Annotated in this window: 15 protein-coding genes and 1 tRNA gene; 4 read left to right on the top strand and 12 right to left on the bottom strand. The window is 66.0% G+C overall.

Annotated elements, in window-relative coordinates; all coding sequences use genetic code 11:
- Positions 1-144 precede the first annotated feature (144 nt).
- The gene (locus ITX31_RS12025; RefSeq protein WP_194783688.1) at positions 145-987 is read left to right on the top strand and encodes a ParA family protein; all 843 of its coding nucleotides are present in this window, start codon (positions 145-147) and stop codon (positions 985-987) included.
- A gap of 78 nt (positions 988-1,065) precedes the next feature.
- Here the strand turns inward: ITX31_RS12025 and ITX31_RS12020 are convergent, their stop codons facing one another.
- The 8 genes from ITX31_RS12020 to ITX31_RS11985 form a co-directional block, all read right to left on the bottom strand.
- Positions 1,066-1,656, bottom strand: a complete 591-nt coding sequence (locus ITX31_RS12020; protein ID WP_194783687.1) for a MerR family transcriptional regulator — start codon at positions 1,654-1,656, stop codon at positions 1,066-1,068.
- 232 nt (positions 1,657-1,888) lie between these two features.
- The gene (locus tag ITX31_RS12015; protein ID WP_194783686.1) at positions 1,889-2,386 is read right to left on the bottom strand and encodes a bifunctional nuclease family protein; all 498 of its coding nucleotides are present in this window, start codon (positions 2,384-2,386) and stop codon (positions 1,889-1,891) included.
- A gap of 5 nt (positions 2,387-2,391) precedes the next feature.
- Entirely contained in the window at positions 2,392-3,147 is a 756-nt protein-coding gene (locus ITX31_RS12010) for a MerR family transcriptional regulator (protein WP_194783685.1), read from the bottom strand.
- A 12-nt stretch (positions 3,148-3,159) separates the two neighbouring features.
- Positions 3,160-3,630 carry an FHA domain-containing protein gene (locus ITX31_RS12005; protein ID WP_194783684.1) on the bottom strand — a complete coding sequence of 157 codons (471 nt, stop codon included), beginning with the start codon at positions 3,628-3,630 and terminating at the stop codon, positions 3,160-3,162.
- 685 nt (positions 3,631-4,315) lie between these two features.
- The gene (locus ITX31_RS12000; RefSeq protein WP_194783683.1) at positions 4,316-4,699 is read right to left on the bottom strand and encodes a VOC family protein; all 384 of its coding nucleotides are present in this window, start codon (positions 4,697-4,699) and stop codon (positions 4,316-4,318) included.
- 44 nt (positions 4,700-4,743) lie between these two features.
- Positions 4,744-6,231, bottom strand: a complete 1,488-nt coding sequence (locus ITX31_RS11995) for an FAD-dependent monooxygenase (protein ID WP_194783682.1) — start codon at positions 6,229-6,231, stop codon at positions 4,744-4,746.
- An 86-nt stretch (positions 6,232-6,317) separates the two neighbouring features.
- Positions 6,318-7,397, bottom strand: coding sequence for a PQQ-dependent sugar dehydrogenase (locus tag ITX31_RS11990; protein ID WP_194783681.1), 1,080 nt, complete (start codon positions 7,395-7,397; stop codon positions 6,318-6,320).
- A gap of 69 nt (positions 7,398-7,466) precedes the next feature.
- On the bottom strand, positions 7,467-8,801 hold the full coding sequence (locus ITX31_RS11985; protein WP_194783680.1) for a hypothetical protein: 1,335 nt from the start codon (positions 8,799-8,801) through the stop codon (positions 7,467-7,469).
- A 169-nt stretch (positions 8,802-8,970) separates the two neighbouring features.
- Between ITX31_RS11985 and ITX31_RS11980 the strand changes: the two genes are divergently transcribed.
- The gene (locus ITX31_RS11980; protein WP_194783679.1) at positions 8,971-9,492 is read left to right on the top strand and encodes an alpha/beta fold hydrolase; all 522 of its coding nucleotides are present in this window, start codon (positions 8,971-8,973) and stop codon (positions 9,490-9,492) included.
- On the opposite strand, the gene ITX31_RS11975 is transcribed toward ITX31_RS11980, so the two are convergent.
- On the bottom strand, positions 9,489-10,055 hold the full coding sequence (locus ITX31_RS11975; protein ID WP_194783678.1) for a small multidrug efflux protein: 567 nt from the start codon (positions 10,053-10,055) through the stop codon (positions 9,489-9,491). The genes ITX31_RS11980 and ITX31_RS11975 overlap by 4 nt on opposite strands.
- A gap of 253 nt (positions 10,056-10,308) precedes the next feature.
- Between ITX31_RS11975 and bsh the strand changes: the two genes are divergently transcribed.
- Entirely contained in the window at positions 10,309-11,256 is a 948-nt protein-coding gene (gene bsh, locus ITX31_RS11970; protein ID WP_194783677.1) for a choloylglycine hydrolase, read from the top strand.
- 21 nt (positions 11,257-11,277) lie between these two features.
- On the opposite strand, the gene ITX31_RS11965 is transcribed toward bsh, so the two are convergent.
- The gene (locus tag ITX31_RS11965; protein ID WP_194783676.1) at positions 11,278-12,045 is read right to left on the bottom strand and encodes a MerR family transcriptional regulator; all 768 of its coding nucleotides are present in this window, start codon (positions 12,043-12,045) and stop codon (positions 11,278-11,280) included.
- A 117-nt stretch (positions 12,046-12,162) separates the two neighbouring features.
- On the opposite strand from ITX31_RS11965, the gene ITX31_RS11960 reads away from it, so the two are divergent.
- Positions 12,163-13,311 (top strand): NAD(P)-binding domain-containing protein, encoded by a 1,149-nt coding sequence (locus ITX31_RS11960; protein WP_194783675.1) that lies wholly within the window; start codon positions 12,163-12,165, stop codon positions 13,309-13,311.
- Positions 13,312-13,477: 166 nt separating this feature from the next.
- Here the strand turns inward: ITX31_RS11960 and ITX31_RS11955 are convergent.
- Both ITX31_RS11955 and der read right to left on the bottom strand, forming a co-directional pair.
- Positions 13,478-13,551: transfer RNA gene (locus ITX31_RS11955), tRNA-Pro, on the bottom strand.
- A 137-nt stretch (positions 13,552-13,688) separates the two neighbouring features.
- Positions 13,689-15,233, bottom strand: a complete 1,545-nt coding sequence (gene der, locus ITX31_RS11950; RefSeq protein ID WP_194783674.1) for a ribosome biogenesis GTPase Der — start codon at positions 15,231-15,233, stop codon at positions 13,689-13,691.
- Between the last annotated feature and the right edge of the window lie 149 nt (positions 15,234-15,382).

Raw genomic sequence — 15,382 nt, 5'->3', positions numbered from 1 at the left:
ATCGAACATAGTTCAGTGCACGGCTCAGATGTGCAAACCCGCGCCTGCCGGGCCTGTCGGGTTGTGTCACATAGAATGATTACGGTTCCCCGGCACGGACCCGGCGCCCGTGATCCCTCGACACGTTAGGTTTTGGTTCAACAAGTGCAAGTAGTGAGCATCAGCAGCCTGAAGGGCGGCGTCGGCAAGACCTCCGTCACGCTGGGTTTGGCCTCAGCTGCCCTGGCAGCCGGCATCCCTACCCTGGTAGTTGACCTGGATCCGCATGCCGATGCCACCACCGGTCTGGCTGTGTCGCCCGGGGACAGCTTGGGCATCGGGGACATGCTCCGCAGCGCCCGCCGGGCAGACCTCGCCGCCAACGCAGTGCCCAGCGGCTGGGTAGAGACGGCCCGCAAACAGCCCGGCAGCGATCCCAAGCGCCGTCTCCTGCTGGACGTGGCCATGGGTTCCGCCTACTCCGGCATCTATGACCGTCCGGACCTTGGCAAACGGGACCTCCGCCGCCTCTCCACCCTCCTGGGAAAGGTAACCGGCTACGGACTGGTGCTGATTGACTGCCCGCCGTCCCTGAACGGGCTGACCCGGATGGCGTGGAGCGCGAGCAACCGGGTACTGCTGGTCGCCGAACCCGGACTTTTCTCCGTTGCCGGCACCGAGCGGACCATGCGCGCACTGGACCTGTTCCGCCAGGAGTTCGCACCGAACCTCGCTCCCGCGGGGATCGTCGCCAACCGCGTGCGTCCCACCTCCAACGAACACACTTTCCGGCTTGCCGAAATGAAGCAGATGTTCGGCGACCTGCTGATGGAGCCGAATATTGCCGAGCACGCCAACTGGCAGCAGATCCAGGGCGCGGCCCACTCGGTCCACCACTGGCCCGGTGACTCCGCCAAGCAGGCGGCAGGATCCTTCGACGCGCTGCTCAAGAACCTGGTGCAGACCGGGAGCGTGCGCAACCGGGTCATGCGGAGGCCCGCGAACTAGTCCCCGCAGCAGGACGCCGGACAGCCGAAAGGCCGCTTCCCTCCCGGGAAAGCGGCCTTTCGCATGAGAACCTCGAAACTAGCTGATTTTGCGTGCAGCCCGGCGGCGGCTGAGCTCGTCTTCCGGGAAAGAATGATCATCTGCGTGTTCACTGGGAAGCTGCGCCAGGCTGCCCTCAACTTCACGCCACACCCGGCCGACGGCGATCCCGAAGACACCCTGTCCGCCCTGGACCAGGTCAATGACTTCATCCGCGGACGTGCATTCATAGACGCTCGCGCCGTCGCTCATCAGGGTGATCTGGGCAAGATCCTCCACGCCGCGCTCGCGCAGGTGTTCCACGGCGGTACGGATCTGCTGCAGGGACACCCCGGTATCAAGCAGGCGCTTCACGACCTTCAGGACGAGGATGTCCCGGAAGCTGTAGAGGCGCTGGGTCCCGGATCCGGAAGCTCCGCGGACCGCGGGCTCCACCAGCCCGGTGCGTGCCCAGTAGTCGAGCTGGCGGTACGTGATGCCTGCTGCCTTGCAGGCAGTAGGTCCGCGGTAACCGGCGTCTTTATCAAGAACCGGCAGGTCTTCGGTGAACAGCAGTCCCTGGGCACTTGCCGGCAGAACCTTTCCGGGTGCTGCAGCGCGGTGTTCGCCGGCATCGCCTTTCGGACTCACTGTTCCTCCTAGTATTGGTCCCCGCAACGTCTGAAGCCGCTTGGTTACCTAAGCGGAGACGGACCGACCGTGCCCTGCTGGACCTGGGTCCTGCAGGCACTGGTGCCTGCAGTTTTCCTAGTGTGTCTCCGGTAACCCATCGGCGCAATGGGAACTCTATGCTTCGACGTTAGATCCGTGCACGGGCAAGGTCAAAGATGCGGCGGGTATTTTTTGGATCGTGTCGAATCCGTCAGCGCTCAAAGTCCTCGGGTTCGACGTCGGCGAGGAACTCCCGGAACTGCCGCAGCTCCTGCTCGGCGTTCTCGGCTTCATCCTCGTCGTCCTCGGCATCGGACTCGGTAATTCGCACCCCGGCCTCTTCCAGGACGGTCTCGGCACACATAATGGGGCACGGAACCCGAAGTGCGACGGCGATCGCGTCGGAAGCGCGGGACCCCACCCGCGTGCCGTCGTCGAACACCAGCTCGGCGTGGAAGACCGTGTCTTCCACGGAGACCAGTCGAACTTCGGTGACCCGGCGGCCCAGCGCCTTGATCACGGCTGCCATCAGGTCATGGGTCATGGGACGCGGCGGAACAATCCCCTGCTGCACAAAGGCTATGGCGCTTGCTTCGGGTGCACCAATCCAGATGGGCAGGTGCCGCTCCCCCTCCGTTTCCTTCAGCAGGACCAGGGGCTGGTTGGACGGGAGTTCGATCCGAACGCCCACCACTTCGACTTCCTGCATCGGTTTCAGCTCTCCATCCGGGCTATTTGTCCGTGGACCAGGGCACTGTGCAGGCTCAGGCATAGGTCGCTGATCTCCCGGGCCGCCTCGGCGGCCCTCGCCTGCGAGGCAACATCCCGCCGCGAGGCAACGGGTGCAATGGCACGTTCCACTAGTCCCATTTCCCGGTCCGCTGCCGCCCTGAACGGCCGCAGGTGCCTCGGTTCGATGCCGTGGGCCTCGAGCTGGCGGCAGGCCCTGGTGACCTTCAGGGCGTGTTCATCATACTGCTGCTCTGGTGCGCTGATAAGACCGAAACTGATCAGGCTGCGAACCAGTTCAGCTGAGGCACCCGATTCCGTAACGAGCTCTTCGAACGAGAGCAGGCGGGTACGGGTCCGGGCGGCCAGTTCTCCGGCGAGCTGGTCCGATACCGCACGGGGCGCCAGCGTGAGTCCCCCCGGCAGGGATTCGGGACGTTCTCCGCGGTCAACGGCATCGAGGTAGTCCTTGATGACTTTCAGCGGCAGGTACTGGTCCCGTTGCAGGGCCAGGACAAAGCGGAGCCGTTCGACGTCCTGGGAGGTGTACTTCCGGTATCCGGCGGCGGTCCGCTGCGGGGAAACCAGTCCTTTTTCTTCCAGGAACCGGATCTTGGAGGCGCTGATGCCGGGAAATTCGGCACTCAGGTCCGCGAGGACCTGGCCGATGTTGAGTACACGCGGGCGCGCCCGCTCCGCAGCGGAGCCGATGGCCCGCCGCGCCGCCTCTGGTCCTGGCATACGCGTCCGCCCTTAGGCCGTGCCGGCAGCCGGGCGCGCAGCGTAGAAGGTGAGCCGGAACTTTCCAATCTGGACTTCATTGCCGGTGCGCAGCAGGAGGTTGTCCACGCGGTCATTGTTGACGTATGTACCGTTCAGGCTCATCGAGTCCACCACCCGGAAGCCCTCCGGAGTGCGGCGGAACTCGACGTGCTTGCGGGAAACCGTTACGTCATCCAGGAACACGTCCGCGTTGGGGTGGCGCCCGGCCGTCGTCACGTCCTGGTCCAGCAGGAACCGTGCGCCGGCATTGGGCCCGGTGTGGGCGATGAGGAGTGCGGACCCGGCCGGGAGTGCCGCTACGGCGGCCCGCTCGTCCGCACTGAGCTTCGGTTCGATCGTTGTGGCATCGGAGATAGGCGGAAGGCTGATCGACGTCGTGTCCTCCGCACTGAAGCCACGCTGATCATCCGCTCGTGCGGCGTTGTGTTCCTCGCCCGCCATGGTGTTTCCTCCCCAAAAAGAACCGGCCAACCCGCCCCTGAGGCGACTGGCCATATGTACACTCACTTACCGTTCGTGCCTTACCGGCTGTCTTAGCCTACCTGTTATGAGCCGTCTGCGGCACAGCGGATCTCCTCCCAGCGTCCGGCCCCGTACGCCGGGCCCTGCGTTGGCCGTCATTGCCCGCCTGACTTGGGCGGCCCCTGCGTTCGAAGATTCGGATGCCGTGCTCCGCAGCCTTGGCCTGACCTCCGCAGCTTTTGGGCTTTTGGTGCGTGGGCGACGCTGCGCCGGGCCGGTGCCAGGCCGGGGCAGGGCGGGGCGGGGACGGGCCGGGCCGGGTCGGGGCCGGGGCGAGATTGTGCGGGCGGAGAGACCGGCTCCTTAACCGCCCGGCTGGACCGTTCATCCATTGACGCATTGCCGCTGCTTTCAGGCCCCGCCGTTCATCCTCTGATGTATTGGCGCTGTCTTCTGCGACTCAATTCGACGTTATTGCAACAATGGTTTATGCATCCAGGTTCTAAACGACGTCATTGCATCAGTGGATCCACCTCCCGGCCGGAGAACACCTGCCAGCCGTCACCAGCCGTTGGAGGGCGTCCCGGCAGATGCGCTGCGGGAACTGTTTCCGCTCCTGGCTAAACCGTGTGGGCGCCGGCAGGGGCTTAGTTTCCCGGCCCGGTCAGACCCACTGCACGAGCTGGATGATGAGGCCGTTCGGATCCCGGTACTGGGCAAAGCGTTCGCCCCAGGGCTCCGTCTCGGGTGGGGCAACGACGTCGGCGTCCGCAGCTGCCAGGCGCCCGTGGCGCTCCTCCAGGTCATCGACCACCAGCACAAGGAGGAGTCCGTCGCGCGCACGGCCGGCAATCTCCGCTGGCTTGAAGGTGGGAAGACCAGTACGCAGAAATACGATGTTCGGCTCGCCGTCGGGATGTTTAAGGGAGATGAACCCTTCGTCCTGCATTTCTGGAAGGAAGCCGAAGTGCTGCCGCAGGAAGGCGGCAGAGGCAACCGGGTCCGGAACATTGAGGGAGATCCCGAACGCGAGTATTCCACCGGTCATGATCCGCTCCTTCTTGGGCGGGCGCTTCCGACGCCGGGTCTTCTTCAGGTCAGTTCGGTCAGCTGAACCATACTGGGCAGACTCGGCGGGCCGAACCAGGTTTCCAGCGCATCCACCAGGTCCGCCTGGCTCCTGGACGAAGGCCCGCCGTCGTAGTCGGGCTCATCTTCCAGCCAGGCCACATGTCCGTCCGGCCGCAGCAGCATGGATGGTGTCTGCGGTTCCCATGCGGGTTCCACGATCTGGTCCACCCGGTCTTCCCAGCCTTCCAGCAGCAGCTCCCCAGTCCGGGCCAGCAGGATCCCCCGTCCGGTGTGCATCCGCTGGTAGAGCGTGCCCTCCTCCAGCTGGACATCCCGCTGTCGGCGCCCGAGCTGTTCCGGACCTGGCCCAAAGTCGTACCGGATGTCCAGCGCCGTGATTTTGCCGATCAGGTGCCGGTTCACGGTGTCGAACTCCATGAGTTCGGTTAGCAGCTTCCGCACGGCCTGCGGTCCCGGGCCAGTGGAGACCAGCTCGGACTGGGCGCGGGTGGTGTTCAGGACATCAGCTGCGACCGGGTGCCGTTCGGTGAAGTAGGTGTCCAGCAGGGCTTCCGGCGCCCATCCGTTCACCGCGGCGGCAAGTTTCCAGCCCAGGTTCAGGGCGTCCTGCAGGCCAAGGTTCAGCCCCTGTCCGCCGAACGGCGGGTGGACGTGCGCCGCGTCCCCGGCCAGGAATACCCGGCCGGACCGGTAGGCCTCGGCCAGCCGGGTGGCGTCCCCGAAGCGGGAGATCCAGCGCGGGGAGTGGGCACCGAAGTCCGTCCCGGCGTAGGCCCGCAGCTGCTTCTTCAGTTCCTCCAGCTCCGGTGGAACCGCGCGGTCTTCAGCGACACCGTCAGCAGGAACCACCACCCGGAAGGCGCCGCCTTCGGCAGGGCCGGCACCGAAGTCGCGGTGGGTTTCACGGACCCGGGCGGATACGGCGGCCACGTGTTCCGGCGCAGCCGTGAGTTCCACTTCACCCAGCAGGAATTCCCGTCTGCTGGGTTCCCCGGGGAAACCGATGCCGGCCAGGGACCGGACTGTGCTGCGGCCGCCATCGCAGCCCGCCAGGTACCGGGCCCGGAGCTCAGTGCCGTCTGCCAGTGTCACCGAGACGCCCGTACCGTCCTGCGCCAGGCCGGTTATCTCGCTGCCGCGGCGAATCCCGACGCCGAGTTCGAGGGCACGGCGTGTCAGCACGGCCTCCGTTTCTGTCTGCGGAATCCCCAGCACGTAGGGGTGGGTGGTGTCCAGTTCGGGTGCGCTGCGGAGGATACCGGCGAAAAAACCGTCCAGCGGATACCGCGTGCCGGCAGCGGCGAACTCCCCGCCCAGTCCCCGCTGGTCCATGATTTCAATGCTGCGGGAGTGCAGGCCCAGGGCGCGGATGACGGTGTTCGGCGCCGGCTCCCTGTCAAGGACCACCACGTCCACGCCGTGCAGGCGCAGCTCGGTGGCCAGGAAAATCCCCGTAGGCCCGGCTCCGGCAACTATTACTTCAGGCACGGATGTTCCCCTCACTGGTACAGGCAGATGTCATGACGGTGCCGGACAGCGTACGTCCTCGCCGCGGAAATGTTGAGGGCGGCGGTTCACGGCACGACGTCCAGCCGCAGGATGCGGTCGTCCTCAGCGCCCGGCCTGCCCCTGCCGTCCGTGTTGCTGGTCAGGACCCAGAGGCTGCCGTCCGGGGCGGCGACGGCATCGCGCAGCCGTCCTTCGCCGGTCAAATGTTCGACGGCGCTGCCCGGCTCCTGCAGCGGCACTTCCCGCAAACGCTCGCCGCGCAGATTGGCGATGAAGACCGAGTTCCCCAGTACGGCGATGCCGCTGGGGCTGGCTGCGGAAGGCTCCCACTGCTGGACAGGGTCGATGTACCCCTCCTGCCCCGCGATCCCTTCGGCGTCCGGCCAGCCGTAGTTTCCTCCGGGTTCAATGACGTTCAGTTCATCCCAGGTGTTTTGGCCGAATTCACTGGCGTACAGCGTTCCTTCACTGTCCCAGGCGATACCCTGCGGGTTGCGGTGTCCGTAGCTGTAAACCGCAGACCCGGGGAACGGATTGTCCCCGGGGACACCGCCGTCGGGCATCAGCCGCAGGATCTTGCCCGCGAGTGATCCAGTGTCCTGGGCACTGTCCCGGTTGCCTGCGTCACCGGCTGTGGCATAGAGCATCCCGTCCGGGCCGAAAGCGAGGCGGCCGCCGTTGTGCACCGGTCCGGCCGGGATACCTGCGAGCACTTGCTCCGGCTCGCCCAGGCTGAGGGTTCCCGGCGCTCCGCGCAGCTGCCGGCGTTCGATCCGGTTCTCGTTTCCGGCGGTGAGGTAGCTGTAGAGGTAGCGCCGGTGCACGGCAATGCCCAGCAGACCGCCTTCACCGCGTCCCTGCGTGTCGACCATCCCTACTTCGCGCTGGTTCCCGTCGCCGTCGAGCTCCAGGATCCGGCCCGTGTCCCGTTCACTAACCAGCGGGGTGCTCTCCAGGAACGCGATGGACCACGGCGACTGCAGCCCGGTGCTGATGGTCTCGGGCTCGGAGAGCGTCGCCGTGGAGACCGCCGGGGCCGGCGTCGGCGCTGTCCGGTCGCTGGCGCTGCAGGCGGCGAGGGCCAGTACAGCGGCGGACGCGGCCACCGCCGAGACACGTCCGCGCCGCTGCTGCCGTGTCTGCATGGCTTACACTCCTCGGGTCGTGGAAGCCGAAGCTACCAGTTCACACCCGGTGGCGGCACGCCTGCAGTTTCACGAATCCCAGATCGGTCCGAAGGCGGGGATGCCGCGGCGTTCGAATTCACTCACCACACGCCCGGTAACGACCTTGTTGGAAACGATGATGACGGCGTCGGCCCCGGAAGCCTCGAACGTTTCATAGGACAGTTCAAACACGTCCGGTTTCCCCTGTTTGCTGGTGTTCCAGATAACGGCCTCCGGCTGGGCTTTCTCCACCTCATCAACAAGTCCGTCTCCGTAGGTGGCCCGCGGAGTCTTGGTGACCCACACCAGCCGGGCTCCCCGGGTGTCCGTGAGCAGGTGCCCAAGGGCAGGGCCAATGCCGCTGCCTGTGGCAACGTACAGCACACGGTTGAAGAGGCGCTTGGCGTTGGCAACGCCAACGGTTGGGATACCGCGGACCCACACGTGGGGCGGCGGGTTTTCGATGAACTGGCTGGTCCAGCCGCCGGCGCGGGAAATGACCATCCGATAGCCGCTCTCCCCTGCGGCGGCCGGAATGCAGGCAAAGGGGTGCCAGCCCAGCAGTGGGTGGCGGCTGATGGCCCGGGTGGTGCCGACAGGCGGAACAAAGCCGTGGTCCAGCCGGACAATGATCGTGTGGCTCGACGGCCGCTCGGTGGTGATGGGCACTTTCCGCAGGAGCAGCCAGGGCCAGAGCGCCAGGCCGGTGGAGACCACCAGCATCCAGAAGATCGGTGACGCGAGCAGTGCCTCGCCAAAAGCGCGCTGGGGGGTCTGCAGCTGCGCGAGGATCGTGGTGTTCGCCCAGCCCAGGCCCAGAACGGTCCAGGTGCCGAACCGGTGCGACGCCTCAAAGACGTCATGGTGGCGGGTGCGGAACCCGGGTGCTGCGAGCGCGCAGATGGTGAGCAGCACCAGGCAGACGGTAACGGCGATGGCCAGGGAAGCGTCGTCGTACCCCGCTTCCCCGTCGGCCCAGGCCGGAGCCAGCTCGGCAACGTAGACCACGTACCAGAGGGTTCCTGCGATGGCGCCACCTACGTGCAGTCCGCCCACGTGGTAGTACTGCGCCAGCCGCCAGCGGAGTCGGAGTGGCCAGGACGTGGGTGCCCTGGTGGCCAGGAAGGACAGCAGGTTCACCATCCAGTGCTGGCGCGGCAGGATCGAGAACAGGATGTTGATCTGCGAGATGGCAGCGATGATCTGCAGGCTGGAGGCGTGCGGATGCCACCACCCCTCCGCGAGGCCCCAGCCGAAGAGCACCGCGTTGGCGATGAGCACGCCGGCGAAAAGCGCCACATAGGTTCGGACGCGCGCACGGCGCCGGGCAGCGGGTTCGACGGCACCCGTGCCGTCCGCGGGAATCAAGTCTGTGTTCGTCACCAGTTCATAATGCTGGACACCGTCCAAATTCGGGAATTGTGACGCCGGACTCAGAGCTCCGGCCATTTGGCTCCGTGCAGCCGAACGCGGGCACTTTGCTGTACCCCTGTTGGCGGCCGGGCTGATGCGGGACAGTGGGAGGAGATCGAAGGGAAGCGGGTGGTAGGCCGTGGAGGTTCTGTTCCTGCATGGAGCGGGCGGATGGAATGACGATCAGCCAATCGCGGAGGAACTGCGCTCATGGCTGAAGGTGCCGGTGTCCATGCCGCGCCTTCCGGATGATGAGATGACCGCGGAGGCCTGGCTTGCCGGCCTCGACGCGGCGCTGGAACCGCTGGGTCCGGATACCGTGATCGTTGGGCATTCCTTCGGATCGTCAATGGCGCTGCTGCGCTTCGCGGCTATCCCTCCGGACCCAATGCCGTTGGGGATGGTGCTGCTGGCTGCACCGTTCTGGGGATCGGAAGGCTGGCAGGGTGAGTATGCCCTACCGGTGGGGTTCACGCTGCCGCCGGGCCTCCCGGTTTTCCTGCACCACTGCCGGGATGACGGCACGGTGCCGATCGAGCACCTTGACCGTTACGAAGCCCTTCTTCCCGGCGCGGTAGTCCGCCGGCATGACACCGGCGGACACCAGTTCGACGGCCGGATAAATGCAGTGGCCCGCGATGTGGCCGCCCTGGGTTCCTAGGCCCCGACGACGAACCGAAGCGCGCCCCAGGCGAGGACCGTGGAGATCGTGGTCCAGATAACGATCGCTACGCCCTGCCAGAGCAGTACCCAGCCGCGCGGGGTACCGCCCGCCACGAGGATCGATGCCGTGAAGTGGGTGGGGATGGCCAACGGACCCATGATGCTCGCCCCCGGAACGCCAAAGCGGACCAGCCAGCGCTTGAAGCGGCGGCGTCCCTTCGATTCGGGTTTTGCTGTGGGCACCGCGACCAGAGTGGAAGTGGAAGTGCCGCCCGCTGCGGCCGCCGCGGCTTCTGCCCGCGCATCCACCCGGTTCGTGACGGCGGCGCGCGCCCGGGAGGTCAGAAGCACCACCAGCGCCACACTGGCGAAGTTGCCGACGGCGGCCGTTGTGGCGGCAAGGACGGGGTTTAGCCCGCCGACGACGCCAAGCATCGCGCCCACTTCACCCTCCAGGAAGGGGACGGCGGCGGCGAGCAGCAGGATGAAGGGCTGAATGAACTCAGGCACCTGGCCTAGCAGCTCCTGAAAGTTGTGGACGAGTTCCTGGGTGGGGTTCATCGAACTGATTCCTAGTCTTCGTAGCCGGGGGCTTATCCCCCGGCTCGTGGAAGCCAGTAGAAACCGTGTTCCCGGAACAGGGTCAAACCCTTTGGGCAAAGCCTCCCGGGGACACCTCAACGGCACGTACCCCGGGCGATCCGGACGCAGGGCCTCCCGAATGCCCGGCGTCCCTCCCGCAGACCCGTCCCACAGGCCTACCCTGAAAGCTCGCCGGAGGACGAGCGACATTCCAGGAACAGGGAGCATCAGCATGTGCACAGGCATTCGGTACACGGACGGCAGCGGCAACCTCTATCTCGCACGCAACCTGGACTGGACATTCGGTTACGGCGAACGGGTGGTTGTCACGCCCACCGGCTACACGCCAAAGTCACCGTTTGGCGCTGTCCGGGAAATCAGGCACGCGGTCATCGGCATGGGCATTGTGGAGGAAGACACCCCGCTCTACTTCGACTGCGGTAACGACGCCGGCCTAGCAGTGGCCGGACTGAATTTTCCTGGATATGCCAGCTACGCTCCGGACCCGGTGGGCGGCGCGGTCAACGTGGCCGCGTTTGAGTTCCCGCTGTGGGTAGCCGCCCAGTTCGCCAGCGTCGACGAGGTCGAAGCAGCACTGGGCAGCGTTGCCATTGTGGACCGACCCATCAATAACAAGTATCCGAGTTCGCTGCTGCACTGGATCATCGGTGACGCGAACCGGTCCATCGTCGTGGAATACACGGGCACGGGCATGCAGGTTTTCCATGACGATGTTGATGTCCTGGCAAACCAGCCCGGATTCACCTGGCACCATGAAAACCTGCGCAATTACCTCAACCTGTCATCGGAGTTCCCCGAGGAGGTGGTGCTGAACCAGGCGCACCTGACCCCGTTCGGCTCAGGCTCGCTGATGCGCGGCATTCCCGGTGACTACTACTCGCCGTCGCGCTTCGTCCGGGCGGCCTACGTGAACGCCCACTATCCGCAGAAGACCGGCGAGGCGGACAACGTCAGCCGCGCCTTCCACACGCTGCAGCAGGTAGCCATGGTGGAGGGCAGCGCGGCGATGGGCAGCGGAGACTTCGAGAAGACCATCTACACCGGCCTGTTCTCGTCCAAGACCATGACCTACTACTGGAACACCTACGAGGACCCGGCCATCCAGAGTGCGGCGCTCGCCGACAACAAGCCTTCGGGACAGGACCTGGTGGTCGTCTAGGATCTCCGGGCGGGCCGTAGTTCACTCGGGGCTGTGCATGCTCCCCTCGCCCTCCTGCGGCTGCGCGGCTTCCATCGTCTTCACAGCGATCACATTGGCGCGGAACAGCACGTCCAGCTGGGCCTCGTTATACAGCTCCGCCAGCGCATGGCCGAAGGTCTGCATGCTGGCCTGGCGGCCCTTGGGCAGGTGCGGGGCAGGATTTCTGAGCCAGGGATAGTTGACGAGGTGCTTCACGATGATCTCGGCAACCCGCTCGGCCAGCGCCTGCCGGGTCTGCTCATCGGCGTCGGCGGGCAGGTTATCCATCTCCGGCCCTGTGTCATCCGATTCATCCGCGGACATCTTGCGGATGTCTTCCAGCGCCTTCTCGTCATAAAACCGGGTCATGAGGTGAACGATTGACCGGTCACTCTCCGACAGACGGGAAGCAACCGCTTCGAAGCCCGCCGGCACGTCCACCGGTGCCTGGTGTTCTATGATCGCGGCGATGTGCGCCCGCGCCTGGTTCAGCGATTCAATGCGCTGCTGGAGTTCGGCGTCCACTTCGCGCAGCATTTCCGGCATTCCCCGGGCAGCATCCGCGGCGCTGCCCAGCTGGGACAGTGGAATGCCCAGGACGGCGAGCCTGCGGATGCGCAGCAGGCTCACCAGGTGCCGCACCTCGTACTGCTTGTAACCGTTGTAACGCCGGTCCGGTTCCTCCAGCAGTCCCAGCCGGTGATAGTGGCGCACGGTGTTCACAGTGGTGCCGGCAAGATCGGCCAGTTCGCGTGTACTCCAGGACATGCGCCTAATCTTTCCTGCCCGGGAACGCGCTGTACAGCACTCCCGCCGCAGCGAAAGGGAATGTTTGCCTGCCTTCAGGCATTTACCCAGTGTCCCCAGTACCCGAGGAGTTACCGCATGCATACCCCCGCCTTCCCACCAGGGGAACAGGCCGAAACCGGCCCCGGCTGCATCCGCAAGGCGGGCGTCGTGGTCATCGGGGCCGGACAGGCTGGCCTTTCTGCCGGCTACCACCTGGCCCGGCGAGGCTTTGCCAATGCCCTGACCGACGCGGACACCGAGCGAAGCTTCGTAATGCTCGATGCCGGGACGGCACCCGGGGGTGCCTGGCTGCACCGCTGGGATTCGCTGACCATGGCAACCGTCAACGGCATTTTCGATCTTCCGGGGTTCCGGCAGGCCCCTGGCGATCCCGGGGCCCCAGCCCGGATTGCGGTGCCCGAATACTTCGCGGCGTTCGAGGAACGCCTGCAGCTTCCGATCCTCCGTCCGGTCACAGTCATCACGGTGCGTCCCGCAGGCGCCGGACCCGACGGTGACCTCCTGGTCGAATCCGACGCCGGAACCTGGGCCGCCCGGGCCGTCATCAATGCCACCGGAACCTGGGACAACCCCACCGTGCCCGAATATCCGGGCCGCGAGGGCTTTACCGGCCGCCAGCTCCATACCCGGGACTATGCGTCGCCGGCTGAATTCGCCGGCCAGCGGGTCGCCGTCGTTGGCGGCGGAATCTCGGCCGTCCAGCAGCTCGAGGAGATATCCCGGGTGGCCAAGGTCTTTTGGTACACCCGGCGGGAACCGGTTTTCCGTGACGGCTCCTTCGATGCGGAGGCCGGGAAGGATGTGGTGTCCCGGGTTGCGGCGGACGTGGAGGCGGGCAATCCCACCGGCAGCGTGGTCTCCTACACGGATCTGCTGTGGACACCGTATGCCCTGGCCGCGAAGGAACGCGGTGCGCTGGCCCGGCGGCCGATGTTCACCGGCATCGAGCCGGAGGGAGTGCGGGAGGCTGACGGCTCCCTGACCCGCGTGGGTGCCATCCTGTGGGCCACGGGCTTTAAGCCGTCGCTGGAACATCTTGACCCGCTCCGGCTGCGCAATGAGCGCGGCGGAATAGAGGTTCACGGTACGGTGGCCGCCGCGGATCCGCGCGTCCATCTGATCGGCTTCGGGCCCTCGCAGTCCACCGTCGGAGGAAACCGGGCCGGGCGGGACGCTGTCCGGACCCTGGTTCGGCAGTTTGAGGCTGAGCCGGTCCGGTCCTGACGGGACCTTCGGGGTTCTGCTGACCGTGAGTTCCACACCGCATTGCTCCCGTGACTTCCCGTGGCCACCCGGGAGCCACCCGCAGCGATGTGAGGGAAGCCCGGCACTGGGGGCACAAAAAAGCCCCGGCCGGACACGATGTCCGCCGAGGCTTTTCCTGTATCTGTCGGGTTGACAGGATTTGAACCTGCGACCCCTTGACCCCCAGTCAAGTGCGCTACCAAGCTGCGCCACAACCCGTTCCGCTGATCCGCCTGGACGGTTTGTTTCCGGCCGAACCAACTCAAATACTCTACATCATGGTTGGCGTTTTCCCAGCATCGGCGCCGGCCCGGAGTTCACATTGGCTCCGGGGCCGGCGGCCGTGCTAACGCCTGCTAGCGCTTGCTGGTCTTGCCGCGCTTCTCACGCACGCGCATTGAAACCTCAATCGGCGTGCCCTCGAAGCCGAAGGTCTCCCGCAGGCGGCGGGTGATGAAGCGCCGGTAGCCCGGATCCAGGAACCCGGTGGTGAACAGGACAAACTTCGGCGGGCGCGAGGACGCCTGCGTGCCGAACAGGATGCGGGGCTGCTTGCCGCCGCGCACGGGGTGCGGGTGCGCTGCCACGAGCTCGCCGAGGAACGCGTTCAGCTTTCCGGTGGGGATGCGCTTGTCCCAGTTTTCAAGGGCCAGGTCCAGGGCAGGAACGAGCTTGTCCTTGTGCCAGCCGGTCTTGGCGGAAATGTTGACGCTCGGAGCCCACTCAACGTGGGCCAGGTCGCGCTCGATCTCGGTCTTGAGGTAACGGCGGCGTTCGTCGTCGAGCAGGTCCCACTTGTTGAACGCCAGGACCAGTGCGCGGCCGGAATCGATGGCGAGCTGCAGGATGCGCACATCCTGCTCGGAGAGGACTTCATCAACGGCCAGGAGCACGACGGCGACCTCCGCTTTTTCAAGCGCGGCCTGCGTACGCAGGGAGGCGTAGAAGTCGGCGCCCTGCGCCATGTGCTGGCGGCGGCGGATGCCGGCGGTGTCCACGAAGCGCCAGGTGCGCCCGCCCAGTTCGATCAGCTCGTCCACCGGGTCCCGGGTGGTTCCGGCGAGGTCGTCAACAACCACGCGGTCGCTGCCGGCCAGCTTGTTCAGCAGGGAGGACTTGCCCACGTTCGGGCGGCCGATGAGCGCGATGCGGCGCGGGCCGCCGCTGGATTCAAGGCCGCCGTAGGCGGAGTACTCCGGCAGCACGTCCAGCACGGCATCGAGCATGTCCGCGGTGCCGCGGCCGTGCAGTGCCGAGACCGGGTACGGTTCGCCGAAGCCCAGTCCCCACAGCACCGAGGCGTCGGCTTCGTTCTGGATGTCATCCACCTTGTTGGCGACGACGATGACCGGCTTGCCCTTGCTGCGCAGCATGCGCACGACTGCTTCGTCGGTGGCGGTAATGCCGACCGTCGCGTCGACCACCAGCATGACGGCGTCGGCCACGTCGACAGCGATTTCAGCCTGGTCGGCAACGCGGGCGTGGATGCCGCGGGCATCGTGCTCCCAGCCGCCGGTGTCTACCAGGGTGAAGTTCACGCCGTTCCAGGTGGCCGGATAGGACACACGGTCGCGGGTGACGCCCGGCGTGTCCTCGACCACGGCTTCGCGGCGGCCGAGGATACGGTTCACCAGAGTGGACTTGCCCACGTTCGGCCGGCCCACGATCGCGACGACGGGGTCAAGGCGCAGCGGGGCGTCCTCGTCGTATTCGTCGTAGCCGCCGGACAGCAGGGCGGCGTCTTCGTCGTCGAGTTCGTAATCGGAGAGCCCGGCGCGCAGGGTTTCGGCGCGCAGGTTCGCTTCGTCGTCGTCGAGGGCCGCGAGCCGCTCGTCGATCTGGTCCTCGCCTGCCGGAATGTACTCTTCGGAGTCACCGTCAAAGGTCGGGTTGGCGTTCATAAACTATTGCTTTCTTTCCGTTGAGGCCGTCGGCGCAGCTGCGCACGGCCGTCTCCGGACGTTCAGCCCGGGTAAGTGTTGGGGTGCCGGCACGGAAATTCCCGTACGGCCACCAGTCCATTGAAACACGGCAAGGCGCCGGGACCCCA

Source organism: Arthrobacter gandavensis, from assembly GCF_015355785.1.
In the GTDB taxonomy this organism is placed as follows: Bacteria; Actinomycetota; Actinomycetes; order Actinomycetales; family Micrococcaceae; genus Arthrobacter_B; species Arthrobacter_B gandavensis_A.
The sequence above is the reverse complement of the archived record's forward strand: the minus strand, read 5'-3'. Positions and strand labels throughout refer to the sequence as shown.

Bases quoted from the DNA above. Each gene is read 5' to 3' on its own strand.
- ITX31_RS11960 (WP_194783675.1), top strand. From the start codon at position 12,163: ATGCATACCCCCGCCTTCCCACCAGGGGAACAGGCCGAAACCGGCCCC.
- ITX31_RS12015 (WP_194783686.1), bottom strand. From the start codon at position 2,386: ATGCAGGAAGTCGAAGTGGTGGGCGTTCGGATCGAACTCCCGTCCAAC.
- ITX31_RS12010 (WP_194783685.1), bottom strand. From the start codon at position 3,147: ATGCCAGGACCAGAGGCGGCGCGGCGGGCCATCGGCTCCGCTGCGGAG.
- ITX31_RS12000 (WP_194783683.1), bottom strand. From the start codon at position 4,699: ATGACCGGTGGAATACTCGCGTTCGGGATCTCCCTCAATGTTCCGGAC.
- ITX31_RS11965 (WP_194783676.1), bottom strand. From the start codon at position 12,045: ATGTCCTGGAGTACACGCGAACTGGCCGATCTTGCCGGCACCACTGTG.
- ITX31_RS12005 (WP_194783684.1), bottom strand. From the start codon at position 3,630: ATGGCGGGCGAGGAACACAACGCCGCACGAGCGGATGATCAGCGTGGC.
- bsh (WP_194783677.1), top strand. From the start codon at position 10,309: ATGTGCACAGGCATTCGGTACACGGACGGCAGCGGCAACCTCTATCTC.
- der (WP_194783674.1), bottom strand. From the start codon at position 15,233: ATGAACGCCAACCCGACCTTTGACGGTGACTCCGAAGAGTACATTCCG.
- ITX31_RS11975 (WP_194783678.1), bottom strand. From the start codon at position 10,055: ATGAACCCCACCCAGGAACTCGTCCACAACTTTCAGGAGCTGCTAGGC.
- ITX31_RS11990 (WP_194783681.1), bottom strand. From the start codon at position 7,397: ATGCAGACACGGCAGCAGCGGCGCGGACGTGTCTCGGCGGTGGCCGCG.